Genomic DNA, 18,234 nt, shown 5'->3' with positions numbered 1-18,234 from the left:
TGTTGTTGAGGTATCGTGAAAACTGTTGGAGATAACTTTGCATCTGTCCCGTAATGCGAAAGAGTCGATAAAAATTGCGCTGTCCTTAGTAGTTGTTTATGCCATCGCAATGAGTATTAATTGGGAGAAGCCATTTTGGGGCGGATTTGCTGTTATTGTATGCAGTCAGGCAAATCTAGGGCAGTCTTTAAATCGCGCCATTTTGTGGATTCTCGGGACTCTCTTTGCTCTACTGGGGGGGTGGATAATTGTCGCGCTGTTCCCCCAAGATCGATGGCTCTTTATGATCGCGCTCTCTATTTGGGTTGCCGGTTGTGTATATTTTCTGCAAAGGTCAAAGCGCCAGTATTTTTGGATGACATGTGGTTATGTCATATTATTATTGTGGGATGCGACAGGCGGAGATTTATCGATCTCTTATGAGGAGGGTATTTTACGTATTCAGGAATCTTTGCTCGGGATTATCGTTTATGGTCTCATCGCGGTATTAATATGGCCTAATTGTAGTCGTGAAGAGCTTCACAAGGCCGCAATTGCTCTTTTAGAGTCGCATCGGATTTTTGCGGATAGATGTTTTAGCAGTATCCAAGATCGAAAAAAAGTAAAAATTCTTAGAGAAAAGCGTGTTGAACTGTTAAAGGCTGACTCACGTTTACGCGTTGCGATTAATGATGCCACTTCTGACAGTTACGAAATTTGGGAATGCCGTAAGCAATGGGACCGTTTTGGGTATTGTGCAACGGCTGTGACACAGTCGCTACTTAAGTTGGAAGAGAGCCTGGCGCTTTCCAGTGATCTGGGAATAACAAAATACCTTATAGGAATGAGGGATTATTTGAGGGAAATGTCGAGTCGTTTTAAGAAAGTGAGTTTTGCGATTGAGGAGGGGAAGCCGGTAGGCAGCGCACAGGAAAGGGTTGTCAGGGGGAATATTGAAAAAGTAAAAGAGTTGTCGACTTCCGAGACGGCGGGGCTAGCGGTAACACGCCGCTCGCTAAATGATCTGGAGGTTGAATCCCGAGCACTAATATATTCTGTAAACGATATCCAAGATCCTGGGGCCTCATATTTAAGTGATTCAGGTGAAGGAGAGGTATATTGGTTTGGTCTCTTTATGCCGGACCCTGACAGGCTCGCCAATGTTGTTCGTGTACTTGTCGGTATATGGATCTCTTACCTGGCCTATTTGTTTGTTCCAGATATGATTGGTGGTTTGTTAGTTGTACTATTAATTACTATTATAGCGATCATCGCAGCCGTTAGCCCGCAAATTAGATTGTTTGAAACATGCTTGTATACAATTCTGGTTTGCTTAATGTCTGCGCCTCTATATTTTTTTGTTATGCCTAAACTGCCTGGATATTATTCTTTGGGGTTGATGATATTTGTCTGGACTTTTGTTATTTCTTATTTTGCAAATAAGGCATTCGGGGCTCAGTCAATGATAAGAACCCTGGTTCTTATCTTTCCACAGATTATCTTTAATTTTAGCAATGAGCAGGTGTATAGCTTTGTTGTGTATACAAATTATATATTTGTGTTGGCGATAATTTTTTGCATACTGGCTATTTCAAGAAATATACCTTTCACTTCACACCCTGAAAAAAATTTCAAAAAAAATATAGATAGACTTCTGAGTAGTGCTGCTCGATTGGTGGTGGAGGGTGATGTATCGCCATCTAAAAGATACTCTATCTTTTATCGATTATATATATTGTATCATTTGAATATCGTCATGATTTCCCATAAGAATATTCTTTATTGGAAAGAGGGTATCGATAAATCCCATGTCAGGGGTATGTCTGAAGATCAATTGAAGAGGATTATTGACTTGTTGATGTTGGTTGCCAACCAGGTCAGGATTTTACATGGAATTGACAGTTCCAAGATGAATTTGGTTGCAACGAAAAGAATGCTTCGTGAAGCTTTCATTTGGCGCTGTCTTGCCGCAAAAATACTGTTCTATCTTTCTGGAAAGAAAAGAACAATTAATATTGAGTCATTGAGGAGGGGGTATAAAAGGATTTTTGACAGGGCGAATGTTGATGTCAGTGAGTTGATGGAGCTGCGAGAATGTAGTGAGCAATCAAAAGAGGGAGTGTCAAACTTTCTGTATTTCCTGGGTGTTACACACTGTATTAATAACTACCTGGCTGAATTCTTTCGCCTGTCAGAATCTGTAGATTGGGAATTTTTTTGTGAAGAAAGATGCCTTTGAGTTAAATAGGTTAATGTATGGAAAAGATACCCCATGATGTGTCAATAGGTGGTTTTTTTCTTTCCCCGGTTTTGGTGGCTGGGGTGTTGGGAGTAATTGCAGCATTAGTGACTGCAAGGCTTCTGGATCGTTATCGCCTTTCGAGATATTTTGCAAATCCTCCGGTTGTTGTTATCTCGTTGAGCATAATATATTCAGTTTTTATCGGTTCCATATTTGTGGGTATATAAGAGTGAAGAAGTATAGAAAATACATCTTTACCGCAGGTGTAGTTTTTATTGCTCTACTTTCGTTGGTACTTCAGTTTTGGAAGTACCTTAATAACCCTTGGACCAGAGATGGAAAAGTTCAGGCAGATATAATTCAGGTCACTCCAAGAGTTTCTGGCCAAGTCGTTGAGTTGCCAATAAAAGATAATCAGTTTGTCAACCAGGGAGAGCTTCTGTTTCAGATAGATCCAAGAACCTATGAAGCTGCTTTAGCAGAGGCCAAGGCTCAGTATGAAGAGGCTATCGATACCTATAACGCTGACAGAGAGAATATTCTCGCCTATGAAGCCAGGCTACGTGAATCTTCCGCAGCGATAGATCTGGCAAAAAGTAATATCAATGCACTGGATGCCGAGATTATCAAAGCCAGGGCTGAGTATGAGCGCCAACGGGAATTGCTTCCGCAGCGCGCTACTTCGGTGCGATCCCTTCAGGCAGCCGAAGCTGAATATGAATCATCTATAGAATACCGTGCTGGTGCAGAGGCCAGCCTTGCCGAATCCATAGCTGCTCTGGAGCAATCACAAGCAGACCTGGCAAGAGTTCGGGCACAACTTGGAGCCCTTGGAGCAGATAATCCAGGTGTACGTGCGGCTCTTGCCATGGTACGCCAGGCGGAGCTTAATCTTGAATATACTACTGTAATCGCACCTGTTTCGGGTTTTGTGACCAATCTAGACTTTCGCTTTGGTGATCAGGCGGTAGCCAATCAACCGGCACTGTCGATTGTAGATGTCAGCACCTATCGAGTAGAAGGCTATTTTCGTGAAACCTTTATCCGACGTATATCGCCAGGAGATCGTGCAATAGTGACATTGATGGCCTATCCGCACAGACCTCTTCAAGGCTATGTAGAAAGTATTGGCTGGGGGATAGCGCAGGACGATGGAACAGCTGGTAATGACCTACTACCGAGAGTCAACCCGACATTTGAATGGATTCGCCTTGCTCAAAGGATACCCGTTAGAGTCCATTTAACTGAAACTCCTGAGCTTGTGGAGCTTCGTGTTGGTTTCACTAGTTCAGTGCTCATATTGAGCGATACTGCGAGCGCCGAACAAGATGAAGCGGCGCACTCACCTTAAGCTCAATAATATAAGCTCTTTATGCCTGCAAGTAGTTGTCGGTATTCTTTCAACTTCCTTAAGTGGCGGTTGTATGTTAGGTCCAGATTATCAGCCGCCTCCTGTCACGGTGGAGGATTCTTGGATTTATGGAACTGACATGCGATTAGATACTCTGGAAGCAATCAACCCATTTTGGTGGAAATCCGCATTTGCTGATCCAGTACTGGACGAACTGGTGGCCCAGGCGATCGACAATAACTTGGAACTGAGATCTGCTGCCTTGAGGGCACTACAGGCCCAGCAGATAGTGGCCATTGCTATCGGTAATCAATATCCCCAGCTGCAGCAAATTGAGGGGCTTGTGGATCGTTCAAAATACGTGCGATCAGGGTTGCCGGGTGATGTACAGAGTGAATACTATTTCAATTTCAACTTGACTTGGGAATTGGATATGTGGGGGCAATTAAGGCGCTCTGTAAACTCTGCTGCGGCGGACTTTGAGGCCAGCTTGGCTGAGTATGATGGTCTCCTTGTCTCAATCATTGCCCAAGTAGCCCAGTCATATATCAATATTCGCACAGTGAAGCGCCGCCTCGAGGTTGCAAGGGAAAACATCCGTATACAGAGGGAGGGTTTAAGAATTGCCGAAGTTAAATTTCGAGCTGGCGAAGTCAGTGCACTGGATGCTGAGCAGGCCCAGACCTTACTCAGTAATACTGAGGCTACTGTACCAGGGCTGGAGATTATTCTTCAGCAGCTTAAAAATACTCTGGCAATACTCCTTGGAATGCCCCCTCATAGTTTGAATGATTTACTTTCGGTATCTCCAACAGTGCCATATGCCCCTGCTATAGCAGTTATTGGAATGCCTCAAGACCTTTTGAGGCAGCGCCCGGATATTCGTCAAGCTGAACGTCTGCTTGCTGCACAGGGTGAGCTTATAGGGGTGGCAAGAGCAGAACTCTACCCAAATTTTTCAATTGGTGGACTGATCGGCGCAATTAATATCAGGGGAGGGCAGCTTAACGGTAGCAGTGATGCTTGGGATATGTTTGTGGAGTTTGATTGGAATATATTCAACTATGGACGACTACGTAGTAATATTCGGCTTCAGGACGCAATTTTCCAACAGCTGGTTTCTGATTATCAACAAGTTGTTTTGCAGGCACAGGTAGATGTCGAGAATGCAATTGTTTCATATCTTAAGTCACAAGAGCAGGAGGCCTTTTATAGAACCGCGGCAAGGGCTTCTAAAGAAGCCGTAGATCTTTCTTTAACCCAATATATTGGTGGTGAAATAGAATTTAATACAGTCATTACTACCCTGCTGTCCAATCTTAACCAGCAAGATATACTGGTGGTAGCGCAGGGTGCGGTTGCTACTAGTCTGGTACAAGTGTATTTATCTTTGGGGGGAGGCTGGCAGATACAGGACGGCCTTATGCCTTTGGAGCTGCTTCCAGAAGAAACAATAGAGGATTTACTTCGACGTACGCATTATTGGGATAAATTGCTGAATTAGATTAAAGGTATCCATCTTTGCCTAATTGTGAGGTACCTTTGTAAATACAGACTTATATGCCTGAAAATTAGTTAAGTGGTCAGCCAGCGCCGAAACTTAGAACTTTTTGTCTTGCTGGAAATTAGTGGTTCATCAATATTCAATAAATAGATAGCTAAAGTGTCCTTGCCATAGTTTTCAAATCGTTGAATATATTTAATGTTGATTATATCACTGCGACTGATTCGGAAAAAGTCCTGAGGGTTTAATTGAGATTCTAGATCAGTAACTGAATTCTGTATTAAAATGTGACTTAACCCCCTTTTATCGTAAGCAATAATTATACCTTTGCTTGCCCGTAGGCAAATTATATCTTCTACATCTAGAACCTCCATGCTTTTTCTTTTTTTTAGTAGTAACCTGCGTTTGTAGTCACTATTTTTGGTATCTATTTTCGTGGAGCACTTTTTTGAAAAGGCAACTTTAAGTTGTTCGAAAGCAATCATGGACTCTATAAATCGCTTATAAGAGAATGGTTTGAGTAAATACTCTATTCCCATATTTTGGAATGCTTGCATCCAATAATTATCATAAGCAGTGATAAATATAACTGGGCACGGCAGGTCTAGTTCGTTTAAAGATTGAAATACAGATCCATCAAGTAATTCAATGTCGGAAAAAATAAGATCTAAAGGTCTATTCTTGTTAAAGAACACTTTAACCTCTTCTACTTTATCGAGCGGGCCCTGAATTTTTGCCTGAGGGCTATATCTAAGTATATATCGTGATAACTTTTCAGCTGCTAATGGCTCGTCTTCTATTATTAGTATATTCATAATATTTTTCGATTTATGGGCGGATAAGTGGAATTTTCAATGTAAAGTCACTGGCTGTTTTATTGAGCTCTATGGGTTTTCCCAGAATTGACCTTGATCGAATCTCTAGGTTTTTTAATCCAAAACCACTTGAAGCTTTCACATATGATTTTGGTCTGATTTTATTGTGGATGTTAAGCCAGGCACCATTAATTTCAACCTTAATTGGTAATGGGTTTTCCTTGTCACCCTGGTTGTGCTTTATTACATTCTCCAATGCCAGTTGAAGAGAGCAGGGTAAGGTCAAATATTCCAAATCAAGCTCTCTTTTGTAGTCCATGCTAAGATGATAGGCGCCAGCAAAACGCTGGTTTAATAGGGACATGTAGTCTTGGGCAAAGGAAATTTCTTGATCTAGAGTGATGGTTTCCAATTTTTGACTGTCGAAAACATAGCGATAGATATTGGTGAATGTATCAAGATAATTTTCAGCCATTTCAGGCTTGGATATAATTAGAGCAGATAAGGTGTTGAGATTGTTAAACAAGAAATGAGGATCCAGTTGCTTTTGTAACTGCTTGACCTGATTCTCTAATAAGGCCTTTTTGGTTAATTCAAGATCCAATTGTTGAAAATTCAGATTCTCTATTAGTTTCAGGGCAATGACCGCTCCACCATTGAGTGTGTGCAATAAAAAAAGGCTGATTGTAAGCGCTAAAATGTGGCTTTTGTCAATTTCCTGGTAACCGAAGGCCCATTCTATGAGTAGAGTAAGTACGGTTAATGGAAAAACGAAGCACAGATTGCTAAGTACAAATACTTTTATGTAGTGCGTGGAGGTCGGTATAGCGATATTAGAATTGACGGTTAGCTTTTGGTGAAACTTAGCTGTAAGCCATTGGGCACAGAAACACTGCATAGCGATCCAAAAAGGCGCATCGTAATGGATTTTTATTGTTTCTTCTGGCTCGGTTTGTAGAATGGCTGAATATAAGACAACCAGAAATGAAAAGCAGACTGTTATTATGATAATGGTTGTCTTATTCAAGGCTTTACTATTCCGCTCTACTTACTTTTGGGGAAGGCTCATGATAACTTCTCCCTTTGGGCTAAGAAACTCTAACTTTGCCTCTCCAGATTTGGTTACTATCATTTGGATCCGGTTATTGCCATCGGCATCATTAAGTTGAAGTTTTGAATCTCCGTTTAGAGTCCCATAAAAAGCCCTTCGAGTACCACCAAGCTTCTCTTTATCATATTTTTTTGCAATTTTCTTGGTTTTTCTCGTGTTCCCATGTTTTTTTGCTTCGATATACTCCCTGGCTAACTCAAAATCCATGTCCTGATCCGGGCGATCCATAACAGTTAATCCTGTGACCATATAATTCGGTTGTTCTATATGTTGCACCATCAAAGTTTGGTCTTGATTGTACCGGTCAAAGGATAAGTGCAGGCCATGATTAGTTGTACCATCTTCCTTTTTCCCCCGGAATATAAAGCCTCCATTTTCTGTCCCCTCATCGTTATAAAAGATCATTCCGGGTCTGGGTGAGGATGTTCGGAAGACTTCCTTGCCAAACTTTTCTGCCCCCGGAGCCTTGTCTGAGTTCGCAAGTACCATGCGCTTTAGCCCGCTCTTTTCGACGATATTGATACGTTCTGCTGAAATCTCTTCAAACTCTGTCACAGAATTGGCAATAGCTACGTATAACCCCAAACTAATAAGGCCCACACTGAGTAGAATGTTGATTCTCTTTTGTTGATTTATTGCCTTCTCATAGCTTTCCATAATTATCTCCTTGTTTCTTTAGTGATTTAGGCTAAAGAGTAGGGGCTGGTCATGGGAGGATGAATAAATGTAGAGGGGGATAATTCTTCTAAACAGGGGGAAATCTGCACTGACCAAAGTTTGCTAGTTTGCGAAAGGGGAGATCTCTGTGAATCAGCAGCCCAGCTAATATTAAGTATCTAACAGAGAGCTAATCTGGCCTTTTCATGTAGAACTACAAGTTTTTGTTCAAACTTTTTGAATTACCTGGGTTAGCCACGTTTTTAAGAGATAAATGGTATGGTTTGTCCTCTCTTGATCTGGTACACAATTACTATACATGAAGCATCTCCCCAGAAAACTGAACTGTGGTCCCAATGCTAGGACACTTGCTGCATCTGCGCCAGATCTAAGTACGATCTTCATTAGTGGGGGATTTTATCCTGGTAAGTTGCTTTAAGTTTATAAGCTATAGGTATAGTGTCTTCTCTCAAGTCGAGTTGGCGAGCGCCGTGGATTGAAATGATCACTCCATCGGCACCTAAAATAATTTATTGACTAAGTGTACTCAGCGACAAATTAGTTCGGAGGGTTTGATGCTGGGTGCCTTCCCCACGGTCGATCAGGTTCCAGTCTTTTCCCTGGCTTTCAATTAATGTGAGGGCGGTTACTTTTTGATCTTTTGTGGGTATACCGGACGATGTACCTATAAACAGTAATTCGAATGCTTAAATGTCTCTGTAATCACTTTCCAATCATACGCTATCAAGGCAGGTAGGGAATCTATGATCAGTGGGTTTAATAATGACATTGCGAGAGCTGTATTTGATAAATCTTCTACTTGGTATTGACCTCAAGCAAGGTTGAGGTAATAGACTGTTTTTCACTGTTGAATGGCCAAGAGGAGTTTAGTCATATGACAAAGAGTGCAAATAATATCGATCTGCAAGCTTATTTTAAGCGCATTGGCTACGATGGTGTGCCCGCCAATGACCTGCAAACCCTTAGGGACCTACTTACCCATCATGTTCGAACTATACCTTTTGAAAATGTAACCTCTTTTCTTGGAAGCCCGGTGGATATTGAGATATCCGCTATTGAGGATAAATTAGTGCGGCACCGGCGAGGGGGCTATTGCTTTGAGCAGAATGCTTTGTTGCGCGAGGTGTTACAGCAGGTAGGTTTTACTGTCACTGGGCTTGCCGCCCGGGTCTTATGGCAAGCTTCTCCGGATCATCAACCTGCTCAGTCCCACATGATTTTACAGGTGGAAGTGGGTGGGGCCCCCTATCTGGTGGATGTGGGGTTCGGCAGTAATACTCTGACGGCACCGGTGCGCTTGGACTCACCAGCCCCTCAAAGCACACCTCATGGAACCTATCAAATAACGCGAACAGGTGAGGATTACCTTCTGCAAGTAAAGGTCGAAGGAGTTTGGCAATCTATGTACAGCTTTGATCTCAGGTCCCGTACCTTGGGCGATTACAAAATTGCCAACTGGTTTTGTTGTACTAATCCGGAATCCCGTTTTGTACAACATCTGATTGCAACGCGGGCGTTCCCGGAGGGACGCCATGCGTTATTGGATCGTCAATTGAGTTACCAGCCAATTGTGGGCCCGAAGAGTGTCATTATGCTGGCGAATGTGGAGGAACTTCGTCGTACTCTCCTGGATATATTTGGTATTGAAGTTCCAGCCGGGCTCATAGCTGAGCAAAAACTTGAGGCTATCTTCCCGGAAAAATCTTTATCCCAGCTGGTGAAAGGCAAGGATCTCCTTATGAACCGGGAGGTGTCATGAGTAAAGTTGGTGTTGTGTATCATTCTGTTTGTGACAGTACCAGAGGTTTAGCACAAGCCGTTGTTGAGGGAGTAAATAATGTATCTGGCTGTGAGGGCGTAGAGCTCACTATTCTAGGGGAGGATATTCAACTTGGACGCTATAGAAATTCTGAACTCATGGTCCAGCTGGATCGTTGCAAAGCGATAGTGCTGGGCTCACCTACTTTTATGGGATGTGTCTCGGCGCAGTTTAAGGCTTTTATGGATACAGCGAGTGAACGATACAGTGATCGCAGTTGGATGGACAAGCTGGCAGCAGGTTTTACTATCGGTGGAAACTTCAGCGGCGACCAGCTGAATACTATTCAGACTATGCAAATATTTGCTGCGCAAACGGGGATGCTTTGGGCTCCTCTGGGTATTTTGACTGATTCGGAAGGGAAGGGGAGAAACCGCGGAGGCTGTCAGTCGGGCCTTGTTGCTGTTGCGGAGAGAGATGGGGGTTTACATCAGCTGGATCTCCTTACCGCCCAGTATCTGGGGGAGAGGGTAGGGGGGCTTTCATTAAGGCTGTTGCCTCATTAGCTTTTTCACAATGCTGGCATGGGGGTATCAGGGCTGAAATAGGGCCTTTGGGTAAAGGATTGTTTATCTGCCCCTTGTCCGCATTAAGTCAGGCTTTGACGGCTGGTCACCTTATATAGGTAACAATTGTTGGGGGCTGGGAAGAAAACCCAACTACTTTCACTCCGAAACCAATCTTGCTACACAGGCTAGGACCTGGAAGACACACTAGTGCTCTGGTGAGCTTTCCATGTGTCTACGGTGACTTTGTTTTTAGCTAAAAGTAGGGTCAAGAGGCACAGAACTCCTTGAAGGGTGGCTTCGCACGGCATTCAGATGTCGTATTTAGCTATCTTGGGTGCTGAGGGAGTACTTGATAGTAAAGCCTAAATGTATACACTTAAAAAGTCGTTATCAAGTTAAATTTTATTTGGTGCCAATAATATCCGAAGACTAAGTAATCAGGGGTTAAGCTTGTGATGGGTTAAAACTCAGATAGCTCCCACCAAACCAAAGGTTTGGTGGGCTTTAATTTAAATTTAATCGTCTCAACTTGGTGAGCATGCGTCACAAGTCATTTCTCTCCAGCCGTATTAACGCTCTTAGCGATGGCGTTTTTGCCATTGCCATGACGCTTTTGGTGTTCAATATCCAAATTCCTGATCTGGGGGATTTCAAGCCAGAAGAAAATTTTCAAACAAAAATGCGTGAGCAAATACCGCATATATTTTCCTGGTTATTGAGTGTCGCGATCCTTTGTCGGCTATGGCTTAATCACAATCATTTGATGTCCGATCACGAAACTAAGTCGGTAGGCTTTACCAGTTTTAACTTCCTGCTGCTCGGAGCTGTTGCTTTTATTCCTTTTCCATCGGCATTACTGGGAGAGTATCCAGATCAGGCTTGGTCAGTAATTTTGCTATCCATCAGCTATGCGGTGGCAGCATTGGCGATTGCAGGAATGTGGTATATAGCTCCGAATCGGTCGAGTTTAAGTGGAAAAAGGGTTTTATTGGTGAGCATGGTGATGTTGCTAACCAGTATACTGGCTTGTCTTTTGACGGCCTTTAATCCCTATTGGGGGCTGGCTCTCTGGATCGTTTATGTGGTAGGGATTGCGCCATTCGCATATTTGATGGAGCGTTATGTTTTCACCGAGGGTGATTAGGGCCCATGGAAGCGGCACATAGAACATTATGGGCCCGTCTTCCCGGTGAAAGTTATCTCAACTCTCGCGCCATTTTGATATGGGGGATACCAGCTTCGTAAAAAACAGGCCCTTTTTTACAGAAACCGGCCTTGGTATAGAAGCCCTCGGCATGTTGTTGAGCATGTAGGTAAATTCGGTGATAACCAGATTGCTGAGCGTAATCGCAAATCGCCCTTAGTAATTGAGCACCAAGGCCCTGGCCTCGAACTGTCCTACTGATCGCCATACGACCAACTTTGCCCTCTTTGGTTAGCCGACCAGTACCAACAACTTTTTCATCAAGAAAAACCAGGAAGTGTTGTGCGCTCTCTTCCTGATCATCCCACTCGAGATCCGCGGGAACCTTTTGTTCCTGTACAAAGACCGTCTCACGGATGGTACGAATACTACCTCTTTCACTATGCCAGTCGGCTGGGCGAACGAGAATTGCCATGTCAGAAATCCTCTGGTGGGTAGATTAAGGTGCCTTGGGATACCAGCTGGTCAACCAGTCCGTCAGCCATGGCGACTTCTGGGAAAGCTTCGATATTATTCCAGGAAATTTCGTGGAATTTGGCAAAGTGTTCTGCGAAAGAGATTGGTGCAGGGAAGGCTTCTCCATCGACAAACAGAGTGGCTGGTTCCCTGCAGAATGCCACACGTGATGCGGGGTTCAGAATCAGCTGTAATCCTTGCGGTAGCTGTTCGCGCCAGTCGGCGGCATCATCTGCATCCAGGGCAACAGTATCTGGATACTTTGCCTCGGTCATAACCGCGCCAAACCACTGGGCGATTTTCTCCGGTTGCTTCAGCCACTCCCCAAGTTGTTGTTGCAATCGGGTGACAGAGGAGGGGTCAATTTCGGCGGGGCTCGTCGAGGGCTCAGCTCCGGCATCGGTATAGCGCAGGCTATCCGGTAATCCCATAGCTACTTCGGCAGCCAGGTCTTCGAGAATTGCGGCAGCCGAAGGAGCGCGGAAACCAATGGAAATGGTGGTACAGGCTCCATCGGCGATGCCCCAATGACTGTACTGTGGTGGGAGGTAGAGCATGTCGCCAGGTTCCAGCACCCAGCTATTCTCGGCATCGAATTCTTTAAGAATATTGAGGGGAGTCCCCTCCAGTCGTGGGTTCGTTTCGTCCACTTTGGGCCCCTGGTGCCAGAGGCGATTGCCTTCAGCCTGCAGCAGGAAGACATCGTAATGATCGTAGTGGGGTCCGACGCTGCCCTTATCGGCAGCGTAGCTGATCATTACATCGTCCAGGCGCCAGTCGGGAATAAAGCGGAAATACTCTTTCAGTTCAGCAATTTCTGAAAGCCATTGGTCCACGGCTTGTACCAGCAGAGTCCAGTGACTTGGGGGGAGCGAGAGGAAGTCCTCTTCGGTAAAAGGGCCGGTACGCAATTCCCATGGGCCGCCTTCGCCATTCTCCAGTACCAGGCGTGATTCAATTGTTTCTTCCAGAGCCATGCCGGCGAGCTCCTCACCAGATATCGGTGACTGGAAATCGACAAAAGCATTGCGAATCAGTAGTGGCTTTTGCTGCCAGTAATCGCGCATGAAAACTTTGATCGGTATATCACCGAGATGGGTAAGGGGGCTGGCCACGGTAACTCTCACTGTCAGTAAAGCTGGGTACGCTTTATCCCGGCACTCAAGGTAGTGCAGATAATTGCCGGGGGCGAAGTTCTTTTTTTAGGGTGCCTGCAAGCCACTTCTTGTGGCCTGCAGTGGAGCTCATTTAGATTTTTTGAGCTTGATCTATGGCATTACCGATATAAGAAGCCGGTGTCATTTCTAACAGGGCGCCCTTGGCTTCTGTAGGAATGTCCAGGTTCTCAATAAATACTTTTAAGGTTTCACGGGTGATACCCTGGCCGCGAGTGAGCGCTTTCAGTTTTTCGTAGGGCTCTTCGATATTGTATCGACGCATCACGGTTTGAATAGGCTCTGCCAGGACCTCCCAGGAATTGTCCAGATCTTCTGCCAGGCGTGCACGGTTGATTTCCAGCTTGCCCAGGCCCTTCATAGTGGCGGCATAAGCGATTGTGGAGTAACCAGCGCCCACACCCATATTGCGCAGTACAGTGGAGTCGGTCAGGTCGCGCTGCCAACGGGAAACCGGCAGTTTAGCGGCCAGGTGCTGGAAAACTGCATTGGCCAAACCCAGGTTACCCTCGGAGTTTTCGAAGTCGATGGGATTAACTTTGTGCGGCATGGTGGAGGAACCCACTTCACCGGCGACTACTTTTTGCTTGAAGTAGCCGAGGGAGATGTAACCCCAGATATCGCGATCAAAATCGAGCAGAATGGTGTTAAAGCGTGCAATGGCATCAAACAGTTCGGCAATGTAATCGTGTGGTTCAATCTGGGTAGTGTAGGGGTTCCAGGTCAGGCCGAGGGAGGTTATGAACTCTTCAGCATTCTTTTCCCAGTCGATATTCGGATATGCCGACAAGTGCGCATTGTAATTGCCTACTGCCCCGTTGATTTTACCCAGCAGGGGCACAGCTTTTACCTGGCTTATCTGCCGACGCAGGCGCGCTACGACATTGGCTAGCTCTTTGCCCACGGTTGTAGGGCTTGCAGTCTGGCCGTGGGTTCGGGACATCATGGGTACGTCGGCAAAGTCTTGCGCGAGATTGGCAACTTTTTCTACCAGGGCGTCCATAGCAGGCAGCATTACGCTATCGCGTCCGGCACGTAGCATCAGTGCGTGGGATAGGTTGTTGATGTCCTCGGAAGTGCAGGCGAAATGTACAAACTCGCTGACTTTAACCAGCTGTGCATTGCTGCTGATTTTTTCTTTGAGAAAATACTCAACTGCTTTTACATCGTGGTTGGTGGTGCGTTCGATATTCTTGATGCTTTCGGCATCTTCTAGGGAGAAGTCGGCTACGATGCTATCCAGCAACTGGTTTGCTGAGTCATCAAACCTCTCAACCTCGGCGATTTCTGTATGCGCGGAAAGTTTCTGTAGCCAGCGTACTTCCACTTCAACGCGGGCGCGGATTAGACCGTATTCACTGAAAATTTCACGCAGGGGGGCAGTCTTGCTCTCGTAGCGACCATCAATAGGGGATACCGCTGTGAGTGCGGAAAGCTCAACTGTCATAGTAAATCTCCGGGGTTAATCATTTGTAGATTCGATTTTCGCGATCCATTCGTTGGTCGCTTGCAGTAGTTTTTTGCGTTGGAAAAGTAGGTGCAGGCGGCGTCCACCCAACTGTCGCCACAGAGTTGCCGAGCGAACGCCGGCAAATAACATAGAGCGAATTTGGTTGGCGATACGCTGCTGTTGCAGGTAATTGAAATCACCGAGTACCTGTATGCGAAAACGGAAAGTGCCTAGGGTGTCGCTGTAAATGCTGGCGAGGTTGGAGAAGATATTTTCGTGAGTGAGCGAAAAATGCTCAGCCTGGAGCTGGGCCTTTTCCAGTCTACTGCCAACAATTGAAAGCAGGTCTTTTTTCTTACTCAACTGTCGCTGCAGGTAAAGAACTGAGAGCGTGTAGCGCAAGCAGTCAGTGTATTCGGGGTGTTGCCGGGACTGCAGTATCTGCTTGGAAACCTGCAGGCCGGGCAGCAGGTGCTCCGCTCCGACGAATATATCCTCAGTGCGTTCGGGGTTGATCTGGAAGAGGCTATGCACCCCGGTTTCCAGCTGTGCCTGGGGCGCTGTACCAGTTTTGGCCAGGCGCTCTACCAGTGTTGCGGATTGAAAAATTCCGGCCAGTGCTAATGCCTGATCCCGCCAGTTATTCAAAATTGCTCCTTAGTGCTTCTTGTATTTTTCCGGTACGGCGGAGCCGATGCCCGTGGCTCTCTCAATAACTGCGCCGCCGAGGCATACCTCGCCATCGTACAGTACCAATGATTGCCCTGGTGTGATGGCGCGCTGTGGCTCATCAAATACGACAATCAGGTCTCCACTCTCCTGAACCTGGACTGTGCAGCCCTGGTCCGGCTGGCGGTAGCGGGTTTTAGCATTGCAGCGGAACGTTTCACCCAGTGAGGAGCCATTAATCCAGTGAGTCTGGGTTGCCTCTAACCCTGTCGCATAGAGCAGCGGATGATGCGCCCCCTGGGCTACCAGCAGAACATTACGCTCCAGATCCTTACCCACCACATACCAGGGTTCTTCGCCAGCGCCTTTGACACCGCCAATACCCAGGCCCTGGCGCTGACCTATGGTGTGGTACATCAGACCGGCATGGCGCCCCATGACTTTGCCTTCGGGAGTCTCCATGTCTCCCGGCTGGGCGGGCAGATATTGCTCAAGGAAGTCCTTAAAGCGACGCTCGCCGATAAAACAAATGCCGGTGCTGTCTTTTTTGTTATGGGTGATAAAGCCGTTTTCTTCGGCAATGCGCCGGACCTCCGGCTTTTCCAATTCCCCCAAGGGAAAGAGGGAGCGGGCAAACTCCTCCTCTCCAACGGCGTGCAGGAAATAGCTCTGGTCCTTATTGGCATCGAGCCCCTTGAGCAGGTGGGTGCGGCCATCTACGTCGCGGCGGCGTGTGTAGTGCCCGGTAGCAATAGCATCCGCTCCCAGAACTTCGGCATATTCCAGGAAAACTTTGAACTTGATCTCCCTGTTGCAAAGGATGTCCGGGTTCGGTGTGCGCCCGGCTTTATATTCTGCCAGGAAGTATTCGAATACATGATCCCAGTACTCGGCGGCAAAGTTGGCTGTATGCAGTTTGATACCGAGCTTCTCGCAGACAGCCTGGGCATCTGCCAGATCGGCTTTTGCAGTGCAGTACTCGGTGCCATCATCCTCGTCCCAGTTTTTCATAAACAGACCTTCCACCTGATAACCCTGCTGCATCAGCAGTAGTGCGGCTACAGAGGAGTCCACACCGCCGGACATACCGACGATGACGCGTTTTGGCTGTTTGTTGTGCGTGGAATCAGGCATAAAAAGGTCAGTCACTACTTCACTGAATTGGAAAGGGGGCGAATTTTACCCGCGAATAGCCCCTCTGACCAAGACTGCTTTGATCTTCGCTTATAGTTTATTGTTGCCGGCGGGGGCGATTTCGCTTTTGGGGTGGCTTCTGTTTGGGTGTTGGCGGGCTGAAAACCTCCTCTATTCGATATTCACCGGGTTGTAGGTTTTCCAGGTGCCAATTACCAATCGCCATGCGTACCAGGCGCAAGGTAGGGAAGCCGACAGCGGCTGTCATACGTCGTACCTGGCGATTGCGGCCCTCGCGGATAGTGAGCTTCAGCCAGCTGGTGGGAATGGATTTACGTTCGCGGATTGGCGGAGTGCGCGGCCAAATATCAATATTTTTAAGGCGCTTGGCCTTGGCCGGCGCAGTGCGCCCATCTTTTAATTCCACACCCTGGCGCAGTGCCGCGAGCGCATCATCGTTGATTTCCCCCTCTACCTGGGCCCAGTAAGTTTTAGCTACCTTTCTCTTCGGGTGGCTGATTTGATGTTGTAGCGCTCCATCATCAGTTAGGAGCAGTAGCCCCTCCGAGTCATAGTCGAGCCGGCCGGCCGCATAGAAGCCTCTGTGCCGGATATAGTCGGCCAGCGTGGCGCGACCCTGATCATCGGTGAATTGGCTTAGCACGCCAAAGGGTTTGTTGAGGAGAATAATCTTGGCCATAAGAAAAATTGAGTATTGTAATCCAACTACAAAAATTAACCGATGCTGCTATAATCCCGCCGATTTTTAACCCCGCCCAATGGTCCCGGGGGAGCGGTGGAAGCAACGCTGGACCTAAAAAGTCATAGAATTTTGGGAGTTTACGCAATATGGGTCACATCCAAGTGCCGGCAGACGGCGAAAAAGTTACAGTCAATTCCGACGGTTCGCTGAATGTTCCGAATCGCCCGGTAATTCCGTTCATCGAGGGTGACGGCATCGGTGTGGATATCACCCCGGTAATGCGCAAAGTTATCGATGCAGCCGTAGAGAAGGCTTACAGCGGCGATAAGAAAATCGAGTGGATGGAAATCTACTGCGGTGAGAAAGCGGCAGAGACCTACGCTGGCGACTGGTTCCCGGCCGAGACCCTCGAAGCTATCAAAGAGTACGTTGTTAGCATTAAAGGCCCCCTGACCACCCCGGTCGGCGGCGGTTTCCGCTCCCTGAACGTAGCTCTGCGCCAGGAGCTGGATCTGTATGTCTGTCAGCGCCCTGTTCGCTGGTTCAGCGGTGTACCTTCTCCGGTAAAAGAACCGAACAAGGTAGACATGGTGATCTTCCGTGAGAACTCCGAAGACATCTACGCTGGTATCGAGTGGAAAGCTGATACTGACGAAGCGAAAAAAGTCATCAAGTTCCTGCAGGACGAGATGGGCGTTAAGAAAATCCGCTTCCCTGAGCACTGTGGTATCGGTGTAAAGCCGGTTTCTGCTGAAGGTACCAAGCGCTTGGTACGCAAGGCTATCCAGTACGCCGTTGACCAGGATCGCGATTCCGTAACCCTGGTACATAAAGGCAACATCATGAAGTTCACCGAAGGTGCCTTCGCCGACTGGGGATACGAGCTGGCTCGTGAAGAGTTCGGTGCACAACCTCTGGATGGTGGCCCGTGGCACAGCTTCAAGAACCCAAAGACCGGCAAAGAAATCGTTGTTAAAGACGTGATTGCCGATGCCATGTTGCAGCAGGTCATTCTACGCCCGGCTGAGTACGATGTAATTGCCACCCTGAACCTCAACGGCGACTACCTGTCCGACGCACTGGCTGCGCAGGTTGGTGGTATCGGTATCGCTCCGGGTGCCAACCTGTCTGATGATGTTGCCCTGTTCGAGGCGACCCACGGTACCGCGCCCAAGTACGCTGGTCAGGACAAGGTGAACCCTGGTTCTCTGATTCTGTCCGCGGAGATGATGTTGCGCCACCTGGGCTGGAATGAAGCTGCGGATCTGGTCATCAAAGGTGTAGAGGGTGCTATTGAAGCCAAGACTGTGACTTACGATTTCGAGCGCCTGATGGACGCTGCCGAGCTGAAATCCTGCTCTGAGTTTGGTGGCGAAGTCGTCAAGCATATGGCCTAAGTTGCCGGATTTGAGACTGGGCCCTGCGGTCCGGTTTT

18 protein-coding genes are annotated in these 18,234 nt (G+C 46.9%); 8 read left to right on the top strand and 10 right to left on the bottom strand.

The features are described from left to right. Positions 1 to 37: 37 nt before the first annotated feature. From GL2_RS18640 to GL2_RS18625, 4 genes are read left to right on the top strand one after another with little or no spacing between them, the layout of a single operon-like run. Positions 38 to 2,218 (top strand): FUSC family protein, encoded by a 2,181-nt coding sequence (locus GL2_RS18640; protein ID WP_143732241.1) that lies wholly within the window; start codon positions 38 to 40, stop codon positions 2,216 to 2,218. A gap of 17 nt (positions 2,219 to 2,235) precedes the next feature. Beyond that, the gene (locus GL2_RS18635; protein ID WP_197736478.1) at positions 2,236 to 2,448 is read left to right on the top strand and encodes a DUF1656 domain-containing protein; all 213 of its coding nucleotides are present in this window, start codon (positions 2,236 to 2,238) and stop codon (positions 2,446 to 2,448) included. A gap of 2 nt (positions 2,449 to 2,450) precedes the next feature. Beyond that, positions 2,451 to 3,572 carry an HlyD family secretion protein gene (locus tag GL2_RS18630; RefSeq protein WP_197736477.1) on the top strand — a complete coding sequence of 374 codons (1,122 nt, stop codon included), beginning with the start codon at positions 2,451 to 2,453 and terminating at the stop codon, positions 3,570 to 3,572. Then, complete coding sequence (locus tag GL2_RS18625; RefSeq protein WP_143732239.1) at positions 3,550 to 5,076, top strand: efflux transporter outer membrane subunit; 1,527 nt, start codon at positions 3,550 to 3,552, stop codon at positions 5,074 to 5,076. The genes GL2_RS18630 and GL2_RS18625 overlap by 23 nt, the downstream gene beginning before the upstream one ends. A gap of 71 nt (positions 5,077 to 5,147) precedes the next feature. Here the strand turns inward: GL2_RS18625 and GL2_RS18620 are convergent, their stop codons facing one another. From GL2_RS18620 to GL2_RS22495, 4 genes are all read right to left on the bottom strand, one after another. Beyond that, complete coding sequence (locus tag GL2_RS18620; protein WP_143732238.1) at positions 5,148 to 5,891, bottom strand: LytTR family DNA-binding domain-containing protein; 744 nt, start codon at positions 5,889 to 5,891, stop codon at positions 5,148 to 5,150. Between the two features lie 13 nt (positions 5,892 to 5,904). Continuing rightward, entirely contained in the window at positions 5,905 to 6,918 is a 1,014-nt protein-coding gene (locus tag GL2_RS18615; protein WP_143732237.1) for a sensor histidine kinase, read from the bottom strand. A 21-nt stretch (positions 6,919 to 6,939) separates the two neighbouring features. Next, a complete protein-coding gene (locus tag GL2_RS18610; protein ID WP_143732236.1) occupies positions 6,940 to 7,659 on the bottom strand; it encodes a hypothetical protein in 720 nt (239 codons plus the stop codon). A gap of 228 nt (positions 7,660 to 7,887) precedes the next feature. Continuing rightward, positions 7,888 to 8,064 (bottom strand): alpha-hydroxy-acid oxidizing protein, encoded by a 177-nt coding sequence (locus tag GL2_RS22495; protein WP_143732235.1) that lies wholly within the window; start codon positions 8,062 to 8,064, stop codon positions 7,888 to 7,890. A 490-nt stretch (positions 8,065 to 8,554) separates the two neighbouring features. Between GL2_RS22495 and GL2_RS18600 the strand changes: the two genes are divergently transcribed. The 3 genes from GL2_RS18600 (at position 8,555) to GL2_RS18590 (ending at position 11,152) form a co-directional block, all read left to right on the top strand. Further along, entirely contained in the window at positions 8,555 to 9,439 is an 885-nt protein-coding gene (locus GL2_RS18600) for an arylamine N-acetyltransferase (RefSeq protein ID WP_143732234.1), read from the top strand. Beyond that, on the top strand, positions 9,436 to 10,005 hold the full coding sequence (locus GL2_RS18595) for a flavodoxin family protein (protein WP_143732233.1): 570 nt from the start codon (positions 9,436 to 9,438) through the stop codon (positions 10,003 to 10,005). The genes GL2_RS18600 and GL2_RS18595 overlap by 4 nt, the downstream gene beginning before the upstream one ends. 541 nt (positions 10,006 to 10,546) lie before the next feature. Continuing rightward, positions 10,547 to 11,152, top strand: coding sequence for a TMEM175 family protein (locus GL2_RS18590; protein ID WP_232053860.1), 606 nt, complete (start codon positions 10,547 to 10,549; stop codon positions 11,150 to 11,152). Positions 11,153 to 11,204: 52 nt separating this feature from the next. Here the strand turns inward: GL2_RS18590 and GL2_RS18585 are convergent, their stop codons facing one another. From GL2_RS18585 to GL2_RS18560, 6 genes are all read right to left on the bottom strand, one after another. Continuing rightward, positions 11,205 to 11,627, bottom strand: coding sequence for a GNAT family N-acetyltransferase (locus GL2_RS18585; protein ID WP_143732231.1), 423 nt, complete (start codon positions 11,625 to 11,627; stop codon positions 11,205 to 11,207). A gap of 1 nt (position 11,628) precedes the next feature. Next, a complete protein-coding gene (locus tag GL2_RS18580; RefSeq protein WP_143732230.1) occupies positions 11,629 to 12,783 on the bottom strand; it encodes a cupin domain-containing protein in 1,155 nt (384 codons plus the stop codon). A gap of 133 nt (positions 12,784 to 12,916) precedes the next feature. Then, the gene (gene purB / locus GL2_RS18575; RefSeq protein WP_143732229.1) at positions 12,917 to 14,290 is read right to left on the bottom strand and encodes an adenylosuccinate lyase; all 1,374 of its coding nucleotides are present in this window, start codon (positions 14,288 to 14,290) and stop codon (positions 12,917 to 12,919) included. A gap of 15 nt (positions 14,291 to 14,305) precedes the next feature. Next, positions 14,306 to 14,941, bottom strand: a complete 636-nt coding sequence (gene hflD, locus GL2_RS18570) for a high frequency lysogenization protein HflD (protein WP_143732228.1) — start codon at positions 14,939 to 14,941, stop codon at positions 14,306 to 14,308. Positions 14,942 to 14,950: 9 nt separating this feature from the next. Continuing rightward, the gene (gene mnmA, locus GL2_RS18565) at positions 14,951 to 16,096 is read right to left on the bottom strand and encodes a tRNA 2-thiouridine(34) synthase MnmA (RefSeq protein WP_143732227.1); all 1,146 of its coding nucleotides are present in this window, start codon (positions 16,094 to 16,096) and stop codon (positions 14,951 to 14,953) included. A gap of 97 nt (positions 16,097 to 16,193) precedes the next feature. After that, entirely contained in the window at positions 16,194 to 16,796 is a 603-nt protein-coding gene (locus tag GL2_RS18560; protein ID WP_143732226.1) for a pseudouridine synthase, read from the bottom strand. A gap of 149 nt (positions 16,797 to 16,945) precedes the next feature. Here GL2_RS18560 and icd point away from each other — a divergent pair, with 149 nt between their 5' ends. Beyond that, on the top strand, positions 16,946 to 18,196 hold the full coding sequence (icd, locus tag GL2_RS18555) for an NADP-dependent isocitrate dehydrogenase (protein WP_143732225.1): 1,251 nt from the start codon (positions 16,946 to 16,948) through the stop codon (positions 18,194 to 18,196). The last annotated feature ends 38 nt before the right edge of the window (positions 18,197 to 18,234 follow it).

The organism is Microbulbifer sp. GL-2 (genome assembly GCF_007183175.1).
Lineage (GTDB): Bacteria > Pseudomonadota > Gammaproteobacteria > Pseudomonadales > Cellvibrionaceae > Microbulbifer.
This window is presented reverse-complemented; position numbering and strand designations above follow the sequence as displayed.